Source organism: Bacillus manliponensis (genome assembly GCF_000712595.1).
GTDB lineage: Bacteria > Bacillota > Bacilli > Bacillales > Bacillaceae_G > Bacillus_A > Bacillus_A manliponensis.
This window is the reverse complement of sequence record NZ_JOTN01000002.1, coordinates 86689-107083: the sequence shown is the minus strand read 5'-3', so window position 1 is coordinate 107083 and position 20395 is coordinate 86689. Positions and strand designations below refer to the sequence as shown.

Annotated in this window: 19 protein-coding genes; 18 read left to right on the top strand and 1 reads right to left on the bottom strand. The window is 38.3% G+C overall.

Translation table 11 applies throughout. The features are described from left to right. From BAMA_RS02420 to spoVM, 6 genes are all read left to right on the top strand, one after another. Complete coding sequence (locus BAMA_RS02420; protein ID WP_034636215.1) at positions 1-753, top strand: Stp1/IreP family PP2C-type Ser/Thr phosphatase; 753 nt, start codon at positions 1-3, stop codon at positions 751-753. A gap of 8 nt (positions 754-761) precedes the next feature. Then, positions 762-2732, top strand: coding sequence for a Stk1 family PASTA domain-containing Ser/Thr kinase (gene pknB / locus BAMA_RS02415; protein ID WP_034635741.1), 1971 nt, complete (start codon positions 762-764; stop codon positions 2730-2732). Between the two features lie 59 nt (positions 2733-2791). Continuing rightward, the gene (gene rsgA / locus BAMA_RS02410) at positions 2792-3673 is read left to right on the top strand and encodes a ribosome small subunit-dependent GTPase A (protein WP_034635740.1); all 882 of its coding nucleotides are present in this window, start codon (positions 2792-2794) and stop codon (positions 3671-3673) included. A 2-nt stretch (positions 3674-3675) separates the two neighbouring features. Beyond that, on the top strand, positions 3676-4320 hold the full coding sequence (gene rpe / locus BAMA_RS02405; protein ID WP_034635739.1) for a ribulose-phosphate 3-epimerase: 645 nt from the start codon (positions 3676-3678) through the stop codon (positions 4318-4320). Positions 4321-4729: 409 nt separating this feature from the next. Further along, a complete protein-coding gene (locus BAMA_RS02400; protein WP_034635738.1) occupies positions 4730-5371 on the top strand; it encodes a thiamine diphosphokinase in 642 nt (213 codons plus the stop codon). Between the two features lie 65 nt (positions 5372-5436). Then, a complete protein-coding gene (spoVM, locus tag BAMA_RS02395) occupies positions 5437-5517 on the top strand; it encodes a stage V sporulation protein SpoVM (protein ID WP_034635737.1) in 81 nt (26 codons plus the stop codon). Positions 5518-5590: 73 nt separating this feature from the next. On the opposite strand, the gene rpmB is transcribed toward spoVM, so the two are convergent. Next, positions 5591-5779: a 50S ribosomal protein L28 gene (gene rpmB, locus BAMA_RS02390; RefSeq protein WP_000124776.1), complete on the bottom strand. Its 189-nt coding sequence runs from the start codon at positions 5777-5779 to the stop codon at positions 5591-5593. Between the two features lie 457 nt (positions 5780-6236). Between rpmB and BAMA_RS02385 the strand changes: the two genes are divergently transcribed. From BAMA_RS02385 to BAMA_RS02330, 12 genes are all read left to right on the top strand, one after another. Beyond that, complete coding sequence (locus BAMA_RS02385; RefSeq protein ID WP_034635736.1) at positions 6237-6599, top strand: Asp23/Gls24 family envelope stress response protein; 363 nt, start codon at positions 6237-6239, stop codon at positions 6597-6599. Between the two features lie 22 nt (positions 6600-6621). Then, positions 6622-8295 carry a DAK2 domain-containing protein gene (locus tag BAMA_RS02380; protein ID WP_034635735.1) on the top strand — a complete coding sequence of 558 codons (1674 nt, stop codon included), beginning with the start codon at positions 6622-6624 and terminating at the stop codon, positions 8293-8295. A gap of 463 nt (positions 8296-8758) precedes the next feature. Further along, positions 8759-10807 (top strand): ATP-dependent DNA helicase RecG, encoded by a 2049-nt coding sequence (gene recG / locus BAMA_RS02375; protein WP_034635734.1) that lies wholly within the window; start codon positions 8759-8761, stop codon positions 10805-10807. Positions 10808-10892: 85 nt separating this feature from the next. After that, on the top strand, positions 10893-11486 hold the full coding sequence (gene fapR, locus BAMA_RS02370) for a transcription factor FapR (RefSeq protein WP_034635733.1): 594 nt from the start codon (positions 10893-10895) through the stop codon (positions 11484-11486). Then, positions 11483-12475, top strand: coding sequence for a phosphate acyltransferase PlsX (plsX, locus tag BAMA_RS02365; protein WP_034635732.1), 993 nt, complete (start codon positions 11483-11485; stop codon positions 12473-12475). The genes fapR and plsX overlap by 4 nt, the downstream gene beginning before the upstream one ends. Positions 12476-12490: 15 nt before the next feature. Next, positions 12491-13441, top strand: a complete 951-nt coding sequence (gene fabD, locus BAMA_RS02360) for an ACP S-malonyltransferase (protein WP_034635731.1) — start codon at positions 12491-12493, stop codon at positions 13439-13441. Next, entirely contained in the window at positions 13435-14175 is a 741-nt protein-coding gene (gene fabG, locus BAMA_RS02355) for a 3-oxoacyl-[acyl-carrier-protein] reductase (protein WP_034635730.1), read from the top strand. The genes fabD and fabG overlap by 7 nt, the downstream gene beginning before the upstream one ends. 85 nt (positions 14176-14260) lie before the next feature. After that, complete coding sequence (acpP, locus tag BAMA_RS02350; protein ID WP_034635729.1) at positions 14261-14494, top strand: acyl carrier protein; 234 nt, start codon at positions 14261-14263, stop codon at positions 14492-14494. Between the two features lie 59 nt (positions 14495-14553). Beyond that, positions 14554-15291: a ribonuclease III gene (gene rnc, locus BAMA_RS02345; RefSeq protein WP_034635728.1), complete on the top strand. Its 738-nt coding sequence runs from the start codon at positions 14554-14556 to the stop codon at positions 15289-15291. Positions 15292-15357: 66 nt separating this feature from the next. Next, complete coding sequence (smc, locus tag BAMA_RS02340; protein ID WP_034635727.1) at positions 15358-18924, top strand: chromosome segregation protein SMC; 3567 nt, start codon at positions 15358-15360, stop codon at positions 18922-18924. Positions 18925-18941: 17 nt separating this feature from the next. Then, entirely contained in the window at positions 18942-19931 is a 990-nt protein-coding gene (gene ftsY, locus BAMA_RS02335) for a signal recognition particle-docking protein FtsY (RefSeq protein WP_034635726.1), read from the top strand. A gap of 131 nt (positions 19932-20062) precedes the next feature. After that, positions 20063-20395 carry a putative DNA-binding protein gene (locus BAMA_RS02330; protein ID WP_034635725.1) on the top strand — a complete coding sequence of 111 codons (333 nt, stop codon included), beginning with the start codon at positions 20063-20065 and terminating at the stop codon, positions 20393-20395.

The following is a 20395-nucleotide window of genomic DNA, read 5'->3' as shown; positions in this document are numbered from 1 at the left end:
ATGAAAGCCGTGTTTCTATCAGATAAAGGGAAAGTGCGTCAGCATAATGAAGATTGTGCAGGAGTGTTTCAGAATTTAGATGGAGATATATTAGCGGTTGTAGCAGATGGAATGGGAGGTCATCGAGCGGGCGATGTTGCCAGCTCGATGGCAATCCAGTTATTTTATGATTATTGGAAACAAACATATAACATGGATACGCCAAAGAAAGCGGAAGAATGGTTACATAACCATATAGAAATTATTAATGAGCGCCTTTATAATTACTCGGTTCAGCATCCAGAATGTAGTGGAATGGGAACAACAGTTGTTGCAGCTATTTGTACAAAGCATTTTGTTACGCTTGGGCATATTGGAGATAGTCGCTGTTATACACTGTCTGAAGAGCATATGTCGCTTATTACAGAAGATCATTCACTTGTTAATGAACTTGTCAAACATGGAGAGATTTCAAAAGAAGATGCCGAATCTCATCCGAGAAAGCACGTGTTACTTAGAGCGCTTGGAACGGAATCAGCAGTGACCCTAGATGTGAAAACATTAATATTAGAAGAAGGTGACCAATTGTTACTCTGCTCAGATGGGTTATCAAATAAAGTGACGATGCAAGAGATGCAGAGGGTTTTGCAATCTAATGAGTCGTTAGAAGAAAAGGTAGAACATCTTATAGGGCAGGCAAATGCGCTTGGTGGAGAGGATAACATTACTCTTGTAATTGTTGATTATACGGATTTGGCGAATGAAAGTAGGTGAATGACAACGTGATGATTGGAAGACACCTAAATGATCGATATAAGTTGCTTGAAATGATTGGCGGCGGCGGTATGGCCAATGTATATTTAGCACATGATGATATACTAGATCGTGATGTTGCAGTGAAAGTATTACGGTTTGATTATGCAAATAACGAAGAGTTTATTAAGCGTTTTCATAGAGAGGCACAATCGGTTACGACACTATCACATCCTAATATCGTAAATATATATGATGTTGGTGAAGAAGATGGAATTTACTATCTTGTGATGGAATATGTACCTGGCCAAACATTAAAACAATATATACAGCAGTGCGGTATGCTTCCTGGGAAAGAAGCGCTTGATATAATGGAGCAGTTGACGGCGGCGATGGCACATGCTCATCACTTTGAGATTGTTCACCGTGATATTAAGCCGCACAACATTTTAGTAAGAGATGACGGGGTTGTAAAAGTTACAGACTTTGGAATTGCAACGGCAACGAGTGCAACTACAATTACACAAACGAATTCGGTTCTTGGATCAGTACATTATTTATCTCCTGAACAAGCGCGTGGTGGCATTGCAACTAAGAAATCTGATATTTATTCATTAGGTATTGTTATGTTTGAATTGTTGACGGGTAGGCCACCGTTTTCAGGGGAGTCTGCGGTTTCGATTGCGCTTAAGCATTTGCAAAACGAAACACCTTCTCCAAAACGATGGAACCCTGATATACCACAAAGTGTAGAGAATGTTGTTTTAAAGGCAACTGCAAAAGATCCGTTTCACCGTTATCAATCTGTGACTGCTATGAAACGTGAAATTGAAACAGCGCTATATCCAGAGCGGATGAATGAAGAAGCATTTCGTATACCAGAAGATATGGAAGCGACGAGAGCAATTCCAGTCATTCAAGAAGAACAATTAATTGAAGCCGCAAATGATGAAACAATTATTATAACGACAAAACAACCGGAGGATAAAAAGGGGAAGCTAGAACATAAAAAACAAAAAAGTAAAAGTAGTAAATGGTTAAGAGGGTTATTTATTACTTTTGTATTGTTATCCTTATGTATCGTATTAGCTTTGACTGTTATTCCTAAATTTTTTATTCCAAAAGAAGTAGAAATTCCAGATGTATCTGGAATGAAGTATGAAAAGGCTGTGAACGTCCTCGTTGATAAAGGCTTTGAGATAGGAGACCCACACGTTGTACATACAGATGATGTAGAAGAGGGGAAAGTTATTAAAACAAGTCCTGCAGCTGGAAGAGTTGTGAAAGAAGATACGAAGATTACAATTTTTCAATCTGGCGGAAAAAAGAAAAAGAAGATGCAAAATGTGGTTGGAAAAGAGTTTGAGGTTATAAAACAAGAGCTAGAAGATCGGTTTAAAGCTGTCATTCCATATTATGTGGAAAGTGATGAACCAGCTGGGAAAATCATTGAACAAATTCCAGAGGCTGCTCAACCTATCGTGGAGGAAGAAGAAGATGTAAAAGTTTGGGTGAGTAAAGGCCCTCAACAAATTCGCCTCGGTGATTTTTCAGGTTGGACAGAAAATAGTGTAACAAATTACTTAAATGATAAAAAGCTTACAGTAAACATTAAGAAAGAGCATTCAGAAACGGCAGAGAAAGGCCTTGTAATTTCGCAATCTCCAAAAGCAGGAACGTTGTTAAAAGAAGGTTCTAAAGTAACAGTAGTTGTTTCTGAAGGAAAAAAAGAAAAGCTAACGAAAACGGTTACTGTCAATAACATTTCAATTCCATACGAAAATGAAAATGAAGAAGAGAATAAAGAGCAAAAGGTTGAAATTTATAAACAAGATATGAATCACACGATGGATCAGCCGTTTGATACGAAGATGATTACAGAGTCTATCACGCTTTCTCTTGATTTCATCTTGCAAGAGGGAGAGAAGGGACATTACAAAATTGTTCGAGATGGTGTGACGATTGTTGATCAAGAAGTGCCGTATCCGACTGATCAATAGTAGTATGAGAGTTGAAAGTGTAAAGTGCGGTTTAGTGGTGGGAAACAAAGGAGGATTTTATGCCAGAAGGAAAAATTGTGAAAGCTTTAAGCGGATTTTATTACGTACAGCATGAAGAAGGAGTTACACAATGCCGAGGGCGTGGTGTGTTTCGAAAAAATAAGGTGACACCCCTTGTTGGTGATCATGTTGTATTTCAAGCTGATAACCCAAGTGAGGGGTATGTATTAGAAGTACTTGATAGAAAAAACGAACTTGTTCGTCCGCCAATCGCGAATATAGATCAAGCAATTCTTGTGTTTTCAGCTGTTGAGCCTAATTTTAATCCGGGCTTATTAGATCGCTTTTTAGTATTGATTGAGTTCCATGATATTAAGCCGATTATTTGTATTAGTAAAATGGACCTAGTTAGTGAATCAGAACGAGAACTCGTAGAGAAGTATGCAAATGACTACCGAGCAACTGGTTATGATGTGATATTCACTTCAACAAGTGCCTCCGAAAGTATTGATGTATTAAAGCCATTTTTAGAGGGGCGAGTTTCTGTTGTTGCAGGACAGTCTGGTGTTGGGAAATCATCGTTACTTAATGTTTTACGTCCGGATTTAGCATTAAAAACAAGTGGTATTTCATCGCATCTAGGGCGTGGTAAGCATACGACAAGACATGTAGAACTCATTGAAGTAGGAAGTGGACTTGTTGCAGATACACCTGGATTTAGTTCTCTTGATTTTATTGATATAGAAGTAGAAGATTTAACATATTGTTTTCCAGAGTTGAAAGAAGCGAGCCAATATTGTAAATTTAGAGGGTGTACACATCTTGCAGAACCAAAATGTGCAGTGAAAGATGCTGTAGAAGAAGGGGAAATTACTTCTTACCGCTATGAACATTATGTTCAATTTATAGAAGAAATTAGAGAGAGAAAGCCGAGGTATTAGTTATGATTAAAATTGCACCATCGATTTTATCAGCAGATTTTTCAAAGCTAGGAGAAGAAATTAAGGATGTAGAAAAAGGTGGAGCGGATTACATACATGTTGATGTCATGGATGGACATTTTGTTCCGAACATTACGATTGGTCCATTAATTGTAGAAGCGATTCGTCCAATTACATCATTGCCACTTGATGTACACCTTATGATTGAAAATCCTGATATGTATATTCCCGCTTTTGCAAAAGCGGGAGCAGATATTATTACAGTTCATGTAGAAGCATGTCCTCATTTGCATCGTTCAATTCAATTAATTAAGTCTCAAGGAATTAAGGCTGGAGTGGTACTAAACCCACATACACCTGTTTCAGCTATTGAACATGTACTAGAGGATATTGATATGGTACTACTTATGACAGTAAACCCTGGCTTTGGAGGACAGAAATTTATTCATTCTGTACTACCAAAAATTAAACAAGTTGCTCATATGATTCAAGAGCGCAACTTAAACGTAGAGATCGAAGTAGACGGCGGTGTGAATACTGAAACAGCAAAATTATGTGTAGAAGCAGGAGCGAATGTTCTTGTGGCTGGATCTGCTGTATATAACGAAAAAGATCGTGGTGCGGCAATCGCAGCTATTCGTGGCTAAGTAAGGATAAATAAAGTGACTCCTTCAATCAGTAGGGGGATTCTTCGTTCTCGCAGGAAGAATTGGGCTTTTACTCTCTCATCTAATACATTCCGTTAATGAGGGATAAAGCTATAAACTGTATGAGAATCGAATCAATAGGACTTTTACGTCCTATTTTTACAGTTCGCAATTAGCGAGATAGACTGTTTGTTGGAAAAGGTAATCTGTCCATTGACAGATTACCTTTTTGTTTTGTTGTTTGTAAGTGACACTATTTTTATTTTAAAATTCGATGCAAGTGAAAGAGTAATAATTGGTTGAACAAATTGCGTTTTTACGGTAAGTTTCTTTGCTTCTCTCAAGTTTTGAGGTGGGAGTCTTACAACTCATTCGTGCGGGATAAATATTGATTAGGAGGAGAGAGGATATGATTATACACATTTTGGCAGGTGGTCCAACAGAAAACTGTGCAGATTTTTCGTTGTATGAAAGTGATGGTGTAATATGGGCGGCGGTTGATAGGGGCGTATACCGCTTGTTAAAGCTTGGAATAAAACCTGTAGCTGCTTTTGGGGATTATGACTCTGTTACGAAAGAAGAGTTGGCTTGGATGCAAGAGCAAAAGCATGATTTACATATTGTAGCGAAGGAAAAGGATGAAACGGATTTAGAAATTGCAATTCGCTGGGCAATCGCACAAAAACCAATGGAAATTCGTATTTTTGGTGCAACTGGGGGAAGATTAGATCATAGTTTAGCGAATATTCAAATGTTATTAAAAGGATTACATGCAAATATAAAAATGAGTGTTGTAGATAATAAAAATGAAATTTCAGTTCAGAAACCTGGTACATATTATGTTGCAAAGAGTACACAGTTTCCTTATGTATCTTTTGTACCAATGAGTGAACAAGTAGATGGTATAACTTTACGAGGTTTTAAATATCCTTTAACAAATCAAACAATTCAGTGGGGCTCTACTCTTTGTATTAGTAATGAACTCATTGTGGAAAAAGGTACTTTTTCATTTACTACCGGCATATTAATGATGGTAAGAAGCACTGATTGAAGAAACAAATTTTATGAGAGCGCATATATTGAACAAGTGAAGTAATGGGGATTAGGAGGGAAACCATGAGATTTTATACAATAAAATTACCGAAATTTCTTGGTGGAATTGTCCGCGCGGTGTTAAATACCTTAAAAAAGGGATAAAAAAAGCACCTGTTATTGGTGCTTTTTTCATGTGGATAATAAAAAAAGAGCCTAAAGGCTCTCTTTTTTATTATTAAACACGTTCGATTTTGCCAGATTTTAATGCTCTAGCAGAAACGTAAACACGTTGAACTTTACCGTCGATGCGTACGCGAACTTTTTGAAGGTTAGCGCCCCATTTACGTTTTGTTGCGTTCATTGCGTGAGAACGTGAGTTACCAGAACGAGCTTTTCTTCCAGTAATAGCACAAACACGAGCCATCTATATTTCCCTCCTTAACTACCTTAACCTACGTAATTTTTTCAATGTTAGCCTTTTTATGCGATGCTAAAAACACTATTACAATTTAACATAACTAATGAGAGAATGCAACACAATACCGAAAAGAAATCAAGAAAATTTCCTTGACAGTCTTTAGTATCGAATAGTATTGAGTTAAAAATTAATTTTTCTACTAAAAATGAAAGAAGAATTTTTTACTTTTAGTAGAACTGCAGAGAAGAAAAAGATAAATCAAGAAAATTCCCTTGACATACTATAGTACTCTATGTTGTATAATAACAATGGACTATTTTGCTCATCCTAAAAAAAGTGCTGCTTTATTTCATATATAACAGGGCAAGAGAGTAAAGAACGATGGAATTTTTTTAAAAAAGATTATATGATAGTAACTAAAGTAGTTTAGCTCACTTTCACCATTTCATAAGGGGGAAAAGAGATGTCAATTGAAATTAAAACGAAGTACGGTCAAATTGATATTAGTACAGATGTAATTGCAACAATTGCTGGAGGCGCTGCAGTAGATTGCTACGGGATTGTTGGTATGGCGTCAAAGAATCAATTAAAAGATGGATTAACAGACATTCTACGAAAAGAAAACTTTACACGAGGTGTAATCGTTCGTAAAGAGAATGATGAAGTACATATTGATATGTATATTATTGTGAGCTATGGTACAAAGATTTCAGAAGTAGCACACAACGTTCAAACGAAAGTAAAATATACATTAGATCAAACAGTAGGACTAGCAGTGGACTCTGTGAACATCTATGTACAAGGAGTTAAAGTAACAAACTTGTAATGTGCATTAAGGAGGAAGATCTGTGTCAATTCAAAAAATTGATGGGAAGCGTTTAGCCCAAATGATTATCCAAGGGGCAAATAACTTAACAAATAACGTCAAGCTAGTTGATGCTTTAAACGTTTTTCCTGTTCCAGACGGTGATACTGGTACAAACATGAATTTATCCATGACTTCAGGTGCGCGAGAAGTGAAAACAAACCCTTCTTCGCATGCCGGAAAAGTTGGAATGAGCTTGGCGAAGGGATTGTTAATGGGTGCTCGAGGTAATTCAGGAGTAATTTTATCTCAATTATTCCGCGGGTTCTCGAAGTCTATTGAGCAAAAAGAAACAGTAACGACAGTCGACTTTGCGAATGCTTTAGATGCAGGTGTAGAGACTGCATATAAAGCTGTTATGAAGCCGATTGAAGGGACAATTTTAACAGTAGCAAGAGAAACTGGAAAGCATGCAGTTGCTCTTGCGAAAAAACAAAGTGACTTTGTTTTATTTATGGAAGAAGTAGTGAAAGAAGCAAATGCATCTTTAAATCGTACGCCAGATTTACTGCCGGTACTAAAACAAGTAGGTGTTGTTGATAGTGGTGGTAAAGGGCTTGTTGTTGTGTATGAAGGATTTTTAGCTGAATTAAAAGGTGAGACGATCTCTCCTGAAGAGGCGACGCAAACGTCTATGGATGAGATGGTACGTGCAGAGCATCACCGTAGTGTACAAAGTCAATTGAGTACAGAAGATATTACATACGGTTACTGTACAGAATTTATGGTTAAGCTAGATCCAGAGAAAGTGAAAGAACATAATTTCTCTGAGCAAAAATTCCGTGAAGATGTAAGTGTTCATGGCGACTCTTTACTTGTTGTATCTGATGATGAAATCGTGAAAATTCACATTCATGCAGAGCATCCTGGTGAAGTAATGAACTACGGTCAACGTTACGGTAGCTTAATCAATATTAAAGTTGAAAACATGCGTGAACAGCATACGGCGCTATTAGATGAGCCTACTGTGCGCGTGGAGCCTCAGAAACCTGTTGAAAAGCAGTCGTACGGTATTGTAACTGTAGCGATGGGATCTGGCATTAAAGAGTTGTTTGAAAGCATCGGCGCGACAAAAGTAATTGAAGGTGGCCAAACGATGAATCCAAGTACGGAAGATATCGTAAAGGCAATCGAAGAAGCAAATGCTGAAAAAGTGATTATTTTACCGAATAACGGAAATATCGTAATGGCAGCTGAGCAAGCGGCATCTGTTGTAGAGCAAGAAGTAGTTGTTGTTCGTTCGAAAACAGTTCCACAAGGCATGGCGGCAATGTTAGCTTTCAATCCGGCCGCAGCAATGGATGAAAATGAAGTAAGTATGAATGAAGCACTTTCTCATGTGAAAACAGGTCAAATTACGTATGCAGTACGTGATACGGAAATTGACGGTGTGGAAATTAATAAAGATGATTTCATGTGTATTGCTGAAGGGAAAATTGTATCGACGGACACAGAAAAATTAGGGGCTGCGAAACAATTATTAGAAGCTATGCTAGATGAAGATTCCGAAATTTTAACGATTTTACAAGGTGAAGATGCATCTGATGAAGAAGCAAATGCGTTAGTTGCATTCGTAGAAGAGAAGTTTGAAGATGTGGAAGTTGAAGTTCACAACGGAAATCAACCTCTCTACTCTTTCATTTTCTCTATTGAATAGACAAGGATAGAAAAAGAGTCTTGCTGTTACAGTGAGGCTCTTTGTTATTTCTTTGTATGTATAAAGCTTTGCTAATGAAAGTTTTATCTTATTATTATAAAATAAGGGTGGAACTTTATCCCGCATTAACAGGCTGTAAGACTCCCGCCTCAAAACTTGAGAAGAAGCGAAGAAGTTTAGGTTGAGATAAACAGCCCGAATCTAACTACGATTCCTAAGCACTTGAGCCACAAGTTAATCCTTTCTGTGGCAAACCTCGCCACGCCAAGGCGTAGCTTGTGCTTGTCGTGCTTGAACAGTCGTCTTCGTTTTTGAATGTAAAAGCCCGATTGGTCGGGCTGACACTCAGTGGAGGATGAAGACCCCCCACTGAGTGAAGTTTCACTTTATGTTGAGGGACATAAGGATACAGTGTGTTTCGGAGTGAAAGTATGGAAAAAAGATTTAACGGAGTGTGAAAATCTTGAGTGAAGTTATACAAGTTTCCATTACAGATGTGAAAGGTGTTGGTGAAGAGACAGCTACCCTATTAAATGAAATGGGGATTTTTACTGTTTCTCATTTATTGGAGCATTTTCCATATCGTTATGAAGATTATGCGATGAAAGATTTAGCCGAAGTGAAGCATGAGGAGCGAGTGACGGTTGAAGGGAAAGTGCATAGTGCGCCATTGCTTCAGTATTATGGGAAGAAAAAATCTCGCCTTACTGTACGTGTTCTTGTTGGGCGTTATTTAATTACAGCTGTTTGTTTTAATAGGCCATACTATAAGCAAAAGTTAACGATAGATAGCTTAGTAACGATTACGGGAAAGTGGGATCAACATCGCCAAACAATTTCTGTTTCTGAATTGCACTTTGGTCCAGTTGTTCGGAAGCAAGAGGTAGAACCGGTATATTCAGTAAAAGGCAAATTAACAGTCAAGCAAATGCGTCGTTTTATCGAGCAAGCTTTGAAAGAATACCGTTCGATTGTAACAGAAGTATTACCTGATGGATTACTGAATCGGTATAAATTATTACCACGTTATGAGGCTCTCTATGCGCTTCATTTTCCGAGCGGTAAAGAAGATATGAAACAGGCGCGTCGCCGTTTTGTATATGAGGAGTTCTTTTTATTCCAACTGAAAATGCAAGCACTTCGTAAAATGGAGCGCGAAAGCTCAAAAGGGATACAAAAAGAATTTTCTCAAGATGCTCTAGAGGAGTTTATTGATGCGTTGCCATTTCCATTAACGAATGCACAGCGCCGCGTTGTATTTGAAATTATGGAGGACGTAAAATCGCCGTATCGTATGAATCGGTTGTTACAAGGTGATGTAGGATCTGGTAAAACAGTTGTTGCGGCAATTGCGCTGTATGCAATGAAGTTATCCGGCTATCAAGGGGCGTTAATGGTTCCGACGGAAATTTTAGCAGAACAACATTATCAATCGCTTCAAGAAACGTTTTCTTGTTGTGATATGAAAGTGGAGTTATTAACGAGTTCTGTAAAGGGTGTACGCCGGCGTGAAATTTTGTCGAAATTAGAACAAGGTGAAATTGATGTGTTAGTTGGTACACATGCGTTAATTCAAGATGAAGTGATTTTTCATCGCCTAGGTCTTGTTATTACAGATGAACAGCATCGTTTTGGTGTTTCACAGCGTCGTATGCTTCGAGAAAAAGGTGAGAGTCCGGATGTTTTGTTTATGACTGCAACGCCAATTCCTCGTACGCTTGCAATTACTGCATTTGGAGAAATGGATGTTTCGATTATCGATGAGATGCCAGCTGGACGCAAAGTGATTGAAACGTACTGGGCGAAGCATGACATGTTAGAGAGAGTTCTCGGTTTTGTAGAGAAAGAAGTGAAGAAAGGCAGACAAGCATATGTCATTTGTCCGTTAATAGAAGAATCTGAAAAGCTTGACTTACAAAATGCACTCGATTTACATAGTATGTTAACCCATCATTTTCATAGAAAGTGCAAAGTAGGGCTTATGCATGGGCGACTTTCTGCACAAGAGAAAGAAGAAGTGATGGAGCAGTTTAGTAAAAATGATGTACAAATTCTCGTGTCGACAACAGTAGTTGAAGTTGGAGTGAACGTACCGAATGCGACACTTATGGTTATATACGATGCAGAGCGCTTTGGGTTATCGCAGCTTCATCAGCTTCGAGGCCGTGTAGGGCGTGGTAGTGAGCAGTCGTACTGTATTTTGATTGCCGATCCAAAATCAGAAACGGGAAAAGAAAGAATGCGTATTATGACAGAAACGAACGATGGGTTTGTTTTGTCAGAAAAAGATTTAGAATTACGTGGACCTGGGGATTTCTTTGGGAATAAGCAAAGTGGTCTTCCGGAATTTAAAGTGGCTGATATGGTACATGATTACAGAGCGTTAGAAACAGCAAGGCAAGATGCAGCGTTACTTGTGAATTCAGATGCTTTTTGGCATCAAGAACAATATAATGGGTTGCGTTCGTATTTGGAAAGTGCAGGAGTTTTCCAGGGAGAAAAGCTGGATTAAAAAATGTGCAAATTTTTTGTTGCATTCTAATACAAGTGATTATATACTACTGTTAGTACCTAGTCATAAAAATGGATGGTGCGGTATGAAAAAGAGAAGAAGTAAAAAAGAAAGACAAACATTATTGCAACAAACGATAGAATTAAATCCGTTTGTGACAGATGAAGAGTTGTCAGAACAATTTCAAGTGAGTATACAAACAATTCGCCTCGACCGTATGGAATTATCGATTCCAGAATTACGTGAACGTATTAAGCATGTGGCGGCGAAGCAATATGAAGAAGATGTGAAATCCCTACCGCTAGAAGAGGTAGTAGGAGAAATTATTGATATAGAACTAGATCGTCATGCGATCTCTATGTTTGAAGTAAAAGTAGAGCACGTATTTAAACGAAATAATATAGCTCGTGGGCATCATGTGTTTGCACAAGCCAATTCATTAGCTGTTGCTGTTATTGATGAAGAGTTAGCATTGACAGCAAAATCTACGATTCAATATATTAGACCTGTAAAGTTACATGAACGCGTTGTAGCAAAAGCGCGTGTTGAAGATATTGAAAACGACAAAGGAAGAACAGTTGTAACAGTACAAAGTTTCGTTGGAAGTGAACTTGTTTTTACAGGCACTTTCGAAATGTATCGTTCTAGTAATTATAGTGAGGAAGGTAACAGCTTATGAGAATCGCAATAGATGCAATGGGTGGCGATCATGCTCCAAAGTCAGTAGTTCTTGGAGCAATGAAAGCAATTCAACAATTTTCGGACTTACATATTACACTGGTAGGTAAAGAAGAGGGAATTCGCCAGTATTTAACGAATGAAGAGCGTATTACAGTTATGCATACTGATGAGGTAATTGAAGGTACGGACGAGCCAGTGCGAGCAGTTCGTCGTAAAAAGCAAGCTTCAATGGTACTCGCTGCGCAGCAAGTAAAAGAAGGAACGGCGGATGCTTGTATTTCAGCTGGAAATACAGGAGCACTTATGGCAGCAGGCTTATTTGTGGTAGGACGTATGGAGGGGATTGAAAGACCTGCTCTATCACCTACAATGCCAACGGTAGATGGTCAAGGGTTTGTCATGCTGGATGTCGGGGCGAATGTTGACGCGAAAGCAGTTCATTTATATCAATATGCAGTGATGGGTTCTGTATACGCAGAAAAGGTAAGAGGTATCAATAATCCGCGCGTTGGTCTTTTAAATATTGGAACAGAAGATGGAAAAGGGAATGAGCTTTCAAAACAAGTGTTTACAATGTTGAAAGATGCACCAATTAACTTTGTTGGGAATGTTGAATCTCGTGATTTATTACAAGGGGTAGCAGACGTTGTCGTTTGTGATGGATTTACAGGAAACATTGCATTGAAATCACTAGAAGGAACGGCACTTGCACTGTTTTCTATGTTGAAAGAACAGCTAACAAGTTCTTTCACAAGCAAATTAGCAGCAGCAGTGCTTAAACCGAAATTAAAAGGATTAAAAGAAAAAATGGATTATTCGGAGTACGGCGGAGCGGCTTTATTTGGATTAAAAGCTCCTGTTATTAAAGCTCACGGTTCATCGAATGATCAATCAATTTTCAGTGCGATTCGTCAAACACGTGAAATGGTGGCGAAGGAAGTAATTCCTACAATTACAAATGTAATGGAGGATGAGTCGCTTAAGTAATGAGGAGGGTTTGAAATGGGAAAACTAGCATTTATTTTTCCGGGCCAAGGTTCACAAGCAGTTGGAATGGGAATGCAGCTAGCAGGCGAATATAAAGAGGTAGCAGAAGTGTTCAAAAAGGCGGATCACATTTTACAAGATTCACTTTCAACGGTAATTTTTGAAGGGCCTGCGGAAACTCTTACGTTAACAACAAATGCACAGCCTGCATTACTCACAACGAGTGTTGCAATTTTAACTGCATTAAAACAATATGATATTACGCCGGATTACGTAGCAGGGCATAGTCTTGGTGAATATAGTGCGCTTGTAGCGGCTGGGGCACTTTCATTCGAAGACGGTGTGTATGCGGTAAGAAAACGTGGTGAGTATATGGAGGAAGCTGTCCCAAATGGCGAAGGAGCAATGGCTGCAATTATGGGAGCTAACCCTGATATGCTAAAGCGTGTAACAGAAGAAGTGACCAGTGAAGGATACGCCGTGCAAATCGCTAATATGAACAGTACGAAGCAAATTGTTATTTCTGGCACGAAACAGGGAGTTGCACTTGCATCAGAAAGAGCAAAGGAAAATGGTGCAAAACGTGCGATTCCACTTCGTGTAAGTGGTCCGTTCCATTCGTCTTTGATGAAACCGGCAGCTGAAAAATTTCGTGATGTATTAAATAAAATTGCCATCCAAGATGCGAGCACTCCAGTTATAGCGAACGTAACAGCAGAATGTATTACGCGTAAAGAAGAGATTGGAGAAAAGTTAATAGAACAGCTCTACTCTCCTGTTTTATGGTATCCATCTATTGAACGTATGGTAGAGCTTGGTGTTGATACATTTGTTGAAATTGGTCCTGGAAAAGTACTTGCTGGTCTAATGAAATCTATTGCTCCTTCAGTGAAAGTATACGCAGTATATGATGAGGAGACAATGAAAGAAACCATTTCAAAGCTGAGAGGAGAAACAGAATGTTAAATGGGAAAATTGCATTAGTTACAGGTGCATCTCGTGGAATTGGTCGTGCTATCGCTTTAGACTTAGCGAAGCAAGGAGCAAAAGTTGTTGTTAACTATGCGGGAAATGAAGCGAAAGCAAACGAAGTTGTAGATGAGATTAAAAACTTAGGATCTGAAGCGATTGCAGTACGTGCGAACGTTGCAAATGCAGATGAAGTTGCGGCGATGGTAAAGCAAACTGTCGATACGTTTGGTCAGGTTGATATTCTCGTGAACAATGCAGGGGTTACAAGAGATAATTTATTGATGCGTATGAAAGAAGATGAGTGGGATGCTGTTATCGATACGAATTTAAAAGGTGTATTTTTATGTACGAAAGCAGTTTCTCGCTATATGATGCGTCAACGCTTCGGCCGGATTATTAATATCGCATCTGTTGTTGGAGTAGTTGGTAATCCTGGACAAGCGAACTATGTGGCAGCAAAAGCAGGTGTGATTGGTTTAACAAAAACATCAGCGAAAGAGCTTGCAAGCCGTAACATTACAGTTAATGCTATTGCTCCAGGTTTTATTGTAACAGATATGACGGATGTATTAGCTGAGGGTGTAAAAGAAGAGATGTTAAAAGTAATTCCGGCTGCTAAGTTCGGTGAAGCTGCGGATATTGCGAATGCGGTAACATTTTTTGCCGCTGATCAAAGTCAATATATTACAGGACAAACTCTTCATGTTGACGGCGGAATGGTAATGTAACAAAAGAAACTATGGAAAGAATAGATTTTACCTAGTTTTTTTGTATAATATTTAATATAATGACTTGAGGGGAGGTGAACGTAATATGGCAGACGTTTTAGAGCGTGTAACGAAAATCATCGTAGACCGTCTTGGAGTAGACGAAACAGAAGTAACACCAGCTGCTAGCTTTAAAGAGGATTTAGGTGCTGACTCCCTAGACGTAGTAGAATTAGTAATGCAGTTAGAAGATGAGTTTGAAATGGAAATTTCCGATGAGGAAGCTGAAAAAATTTCAACTGTTGGCGATGCTGTGACATACATAGAAAGCCATCTATAATGCTGAGTGAAGTCCCGTTCTATAGGCGGGGCTTTCTCGGTTTATATCTGGAGGGACTTATGCCGTACCGAAAATATAAGGAAAAAAAATATGAAGCAAGGTATCGTGAAGCTTTTAAAGAATTTCAACAAAAAATAGATATTACATTTACGAATGAAAAATTGTTGATTCAAGCGTTTACACATTCATCGTATGTGAATGAGCATCGAAAAAAGCCACATGAAGATAATGAACGGCTTGAATTTCTTGGTGATGCTGTGTTAGAGCTTACTGTTTCACAATATTTGTTTCAAAAATATCCGACAATGAGTGAGGGAGAGTTAACAAAATTACGTGCAGCTATTGTGTGTGAACCGTCTCTCGTACGATTTGCGAATGAGTTGTCATTTGGTAGTCTCGTTTTATTAGGAAAAGGAGAGGAAATGACAGGAGGTCGTGAACGTCCAGCGTTATTAGCGGATGTGTTTGAAGCATTTATTGGAGCGCTTTATTTAGATCAAGGATTAGACACAGTTTGGGAGTTTTTAAAAACGATTGTTTATCCGAAAATTAATGAAGGTGCTTTTTCTCATGTGATGGATTTCAAGAGTCAACTGCAAGAGTTAATTCAACGTGATGGTAGCGGTAATATTGAATATCAAATTTTACAAGAAAAAGGACCAGCGCATAACCGAGAATTTGTGTCACGTGTAACACTAAATGGTGAAGCGTTAGGGCTTGGTACTGGGAAGTCTAAAAAAGAGGCGGAGCAGCATGCAGCCGAAGAAGCATTAAAAAAATTAAAAGAGCATTCATAAGGAATCCCCCTTAAACATAGGGGGATTCCTTGTGCATAAAGCGAAATAAAAGGGGGAAGGCCTCTCGTGTTTCTTAAGCGATTAGAAATAGTAGGATTTAAATCTTTTGCAGATCGTATATCTGTCGATTTTGTGCCGGGTGTTACATCTGTAGTTGGACCAAATGGAAGCGGGAAAAGTAACATTACAGATGCAATTCGTTGGGTACTTGGTGAACAATCTGTGAAATCACTTCGTGGTGCAAAAATGGAAGATGTGATTTTTGCGGGAAGTGATACGCGAAAAGCATTAAATGTAGCTGAAGTAACATTAACATTAAATAACGAGGAACAGCGCTTACCTATTGAATACAATGAAGTGAGTGTTACAAGGCGTGTATATCGCTCTGGAGATAGTGAGTTTCTTATTAATAAACAGGCATGTCGTTTGAAAGATATTGTTGATTTATTTATGGACTCTGGTATGGGGCGTGAAGCGTTTTCGATTATTAGTCAAGGAAAAGTTGAAGAGATTTTAAGTAGTAAATCTGAAGAGCGCCGCGGTGTATTTGAAGAAGCAGCTGGTGTTTTGAAATATAAGATTCGTAAAAAGAAAGCCGAAAGTAAACTTGCTGATGCACAAGAGAATTTAAATCGTGTAGAAGATATTATTCATGAATTGAGTAGTCAAGTTGAGCCGTTAGAAAGGCAAGCTTCTGTTGCGAAAGACTACCTTGAGAAAAAAGAAGAACTAGAGCAAGTAGAAGCCGCTTTAATCGTATATGAGATTGAAGAATTACACGAAAAGTGGGAAGCGCTTCGAGGGCAGTTTGAACAACATACAAATGAAGAGGGGACGCTTTCAACGCATCTTCAAAAAAATGAAGCTGATTTAGAAGAATTTAGAGGAAACTTACAAGCGATTGATGAGTCGATTGAAGCGCTACAAGAAGTTCTTCTTTTATCAAGTAAAGAACTTGAAAAACTAGAGGGACAAAGAGAGTTATTAAAAGAACGTAAAAAAAATGCAGCAGCGCATTGTGTACAATTAGAGAAAACCATACATGAATTAATAGAGAAAATCGCAAAGTATGATAAAGATATTGAGCAAGGTACAAAAGAGTTACATGAGCTTGTTCAGCATGTGACAACAATAGAGGGTAAGTTGTATGCAAATGAGAAGCTTCTCGCTACTTATGCAGAGAACTTAGACGAGAAGATTGAGCATTTAAAAGGAGATTATATTGAACTTTTAAATGAGCAAGCAAGTTCTCGAAATGAGTTAGCTTTATTAGAGGAACAGCTGAAACAACAAAGCTCTAAAACGGAGCGCATTGACGAAGAGAATGAAAAGTACGTTCAAATGCGTATAAATATTGCTGAGAAAAAAGAAGTTCTTGTTGAGCAGCATGAGGTGATGCAAGAAACCATTAAACAGCAAGTGGAACAGCTGAAACAGGTGGAAACTACTCTTGCGAACTATCAAGAAAAATATAGTGATAATGAAAAGAAATTGTACCAAGCATATCAATTCGTAGAGCAAGCACGTTCGCGTAAAGAAATGTTAGAAGGAATGCAAGAAGATTATAGCGGGTTCTATCAAGGTGTTCGTGAAGTCTTGAAAGCTCGTGAAGATGCATTGCAAGGTATAGAGGGGGCAGTCGCAGAATTATTGACTGTGCCAAAAGAATATGAAGTTGCGATGGAAATTGCTTTAGGTGCAGCGATGCAACACGTTGTTGTGCAAACGGAAGAACATGCGCGCCGTGCAATTACCTTTTTAAAACAAAATCGTTATGGACGTGCTACATTCTTACCGCAAACAGTTATTAAAGGGCGATCACTTGGAATGGATCAATTGCGTATTGCAAATCAACATCCATCATTTATTGGTGTTGCATCGGAGCTTGTTCACTACAATCATAAATATGAAAATGTTATTTCGAATTTGCTCGGTGCTGTACTGGTTGCAAAAGATTTAAAAGGAGCAAATGAACTAGCGAAGCAGCTGCAATATCGATGTCGTATTGTTACGTTAGAAGGTGACCTTGTAAATCCGGGTGGATCTATGACTGGTGGAGCTGTAAAACAAACAAACTCTTCTCTTTTAGGACGTCAGCGCGAATTAGAAGAGTGGAGTAATAAGTTGACAGACATGCAAGAAAAGACCGTGAAGTTAGAAAACTATGTGAAAGCATTAAAACAAGAAATTCACGAAAAAAATACAGAATTACAAAAAGTACGAGAGCAGATTGAAGAAAAGCGTATAGATGAGCAAAAGTTAAAAGCAGAAATTACACAGCTAGAGTTAGAGGAGCACCGTGTCAATGATCGTTTATCGATTTATGATTTAGAGATTGAAGGGTTTTTACAAGATCGCTTAAAGACACAAAATCGTAAAAAAGAGCTGAAAGATGCACTTCAAAAATTATCGCAGCAAATAACGGTATTGGATGAAGAAATTGCTAGTTTAACGAAACAAAAGACTGAACAGCACTCTTCAAAAGAAAAAGTACAAGCCGAGATGACAGAGCTGAAAGTGCAAGCAGCTCAGCAACATCAACGTTTAGCGAATGAGAAAGAAAAAGTGAACCGCTTAACGAAAGAGCAAGAAGATATGAAGAAATTGCTTTCGCAAACGAAGGAAGATTTAGCATTCTTAAAGCAAGAAATGACCTCTAATTCAAGTGGCGAAGAGCAAATTGTAAATATGATTCAAAAGAAAGCGCATGATCGCAATCAGACAGTTGAACTTATTAATTCACGTCGTGAACAGCGCCTTGGTTTGCAGCAGCGATTGGAGACTCTAGATCGTGATGTGAAAGAGTTGAAACGAAAGCATAAATATTTACTAGACGTGCTAAAAGATGAGGAAGTAACGATTAATCGCTTAGATGTAGAACTTGATAATCGGTTAAACCAATTAAGGCAAACGTATGCGATATCATTTGAAGCGGCAAAAGAAAAATACACAATGACAATGCCTGTAGAAGATGCGCGTAAAAAAGTGAAGCTGATTAAATTGTCAATTGAGGAACTTGGTACGGTAAACTTAGGGGCGATTGATGAGTATGAGCGAGTAGCAGAACGCCATTCTTTCTTACTAGAACAGCGAGAAGATTTACAAGAAGCGAAATCGACGCTGCATCAAGTGATTACAGAAATGGACGAAGAAATGAAAAAACGATTTTCTTATACATTTGAAGCGATTCGTGCGGAGTTCCGTCAAGTCTTTAGTGAATTGTTTGGCGGAGGAAGAGCGGATTTAATTATGACAAATCCACAAGATTTACTTCATACGGGAATCGATATTATGGCGCAACCTCCTGGGAAGAAGTTGCAAAACTTAGGTTTACTATCTGGGGGAGAGAGAGCGTTAACTGCAATTGCGCTTTTATTTGCTATTTTAAAAGTAAGACCAGTACCATTTTGTGTATTAGATGAGGTTGAGGCAGCATTAGATGAAGCGAATGTCGCACGTTTTGCTCAATATTTAAAACAATTCAGCGATGAAACACAATTTATTGTAATTACGCACCGAAAAGGTACAATGGAAGAGTCGGATGTATTATATGGTGTAACAATGCAGGAATCGGGTGTTTCGAAGCTTGTATCTGTTCGTCTAGATGACGGTGCAGAAGTTGTTACAAATTAGTAGAGAGGATGGAAAAGATGAGTTTTTTTAAGAAGTTAAAAGAGAAAATCTCGCAACAAACAGAAACAGTAACAGAGAAGTTTAAAAATGGACTTGAGAAAACGAGAAATTCATTTGCTGATAAAGTAAATGATTTAGTATACCGTTATCGTAAGGTAGATGAAGACTTTTTTGAAGAATTAGAAGAGATTTTAATTGGTGCTGATGTTGGTGTGACGACGGTAATGGAGCTTATTGATCAGCTTCGTGATGAAGTGAAACGTCGTAATATTCAAGATCCAAAAGAAGTGCAGGCTGTTATCTCTGAAAAATTAGTTGAAATTTACAAAGGTGACGGTAACTTTAATAACGAGCTTAATATACAAACAGAAGGACTAACGGTTATTCTATTCGTTGGTGTAAATGGTGTTGGGAAGACAACAACGATTGGAAAGATGGCTCACAAATTTAATTCAGAAGGAAAGTCTGTACTGTTAGCAGCTGGTGATACGTTCCGTGCAGGTGCGATTGACCAGTTAGAAGTATGGGGTGAGCGTGTTGGTGTGGATGTTATTAAGCAAGGAGAAGGATCGGATCCAGCAGCTGTTATGTATGATGCGATTCAAGCAGCAAAAGCGCGTAACGTAAATGTATTGCTTTGTGATACTGCAGGACGTTTGCAAAATAAAGTAAACTTAATGAAAGAGCTTGAAAAGGTAAAGCGTGTGATTGAGCGTGAAGTGCCAGGAGCTCCGCATGAAGTATTATTAGTTATGGATGCAACGACAGGACAAAATGGATTGAGTCAAGCGAAAACATTCCGTGAGGCGACAAATGTAACTGGTATTGTATTAACAAAACTAGATGGTACTGCTAAAGGTGGTATCGTTTTAGCCATTCGTAATGAAATGGATGTACCGGTGAAATATGTTGGTCTTGGTGAACAAATGGATGATTTACAGGCTTTTGATCCAGAGCATTATGTATATGGATTATTTGCCAATCTTGTAGAAGTAGAAGAAGAATAAGAAAAGCAGGTGGTATACCACCTGACTTGCATCAAAGTTTTTTGATGTTAAGAAAAAAACTTGACACCCTTTCTTTGGCGAGGTAAACTAATTCATGTAAAGGGAATTCACTTAACAAAGGATGATTCAACATGCTCGAAAAAACAACGAGAATGAATTATTTATATGATTTTTATCAATCGTTGTTAACGCCAAAACAAAGAAGTTACATGTCGCTTTACTATTTAGATGACTTATCTCTTGGTGAAATTGCAGAAGAATTTGATGTAAGTCGCCAAGCTGTGTATGATAACATTAAACGGACAGAAGCGATGCTTGAAGAATATGAAGAAAAGCTAATGCTGTTTCAAAAATTTCAAGCAAGACAGCAACTTGTTGCAAAGCTAAAGCAGCTAATCAGCGAAGAAGAGCATGTGAATGATGAAGTGAAACAAGTTGTTGAAGCTATCGAAAATTTAGATTAG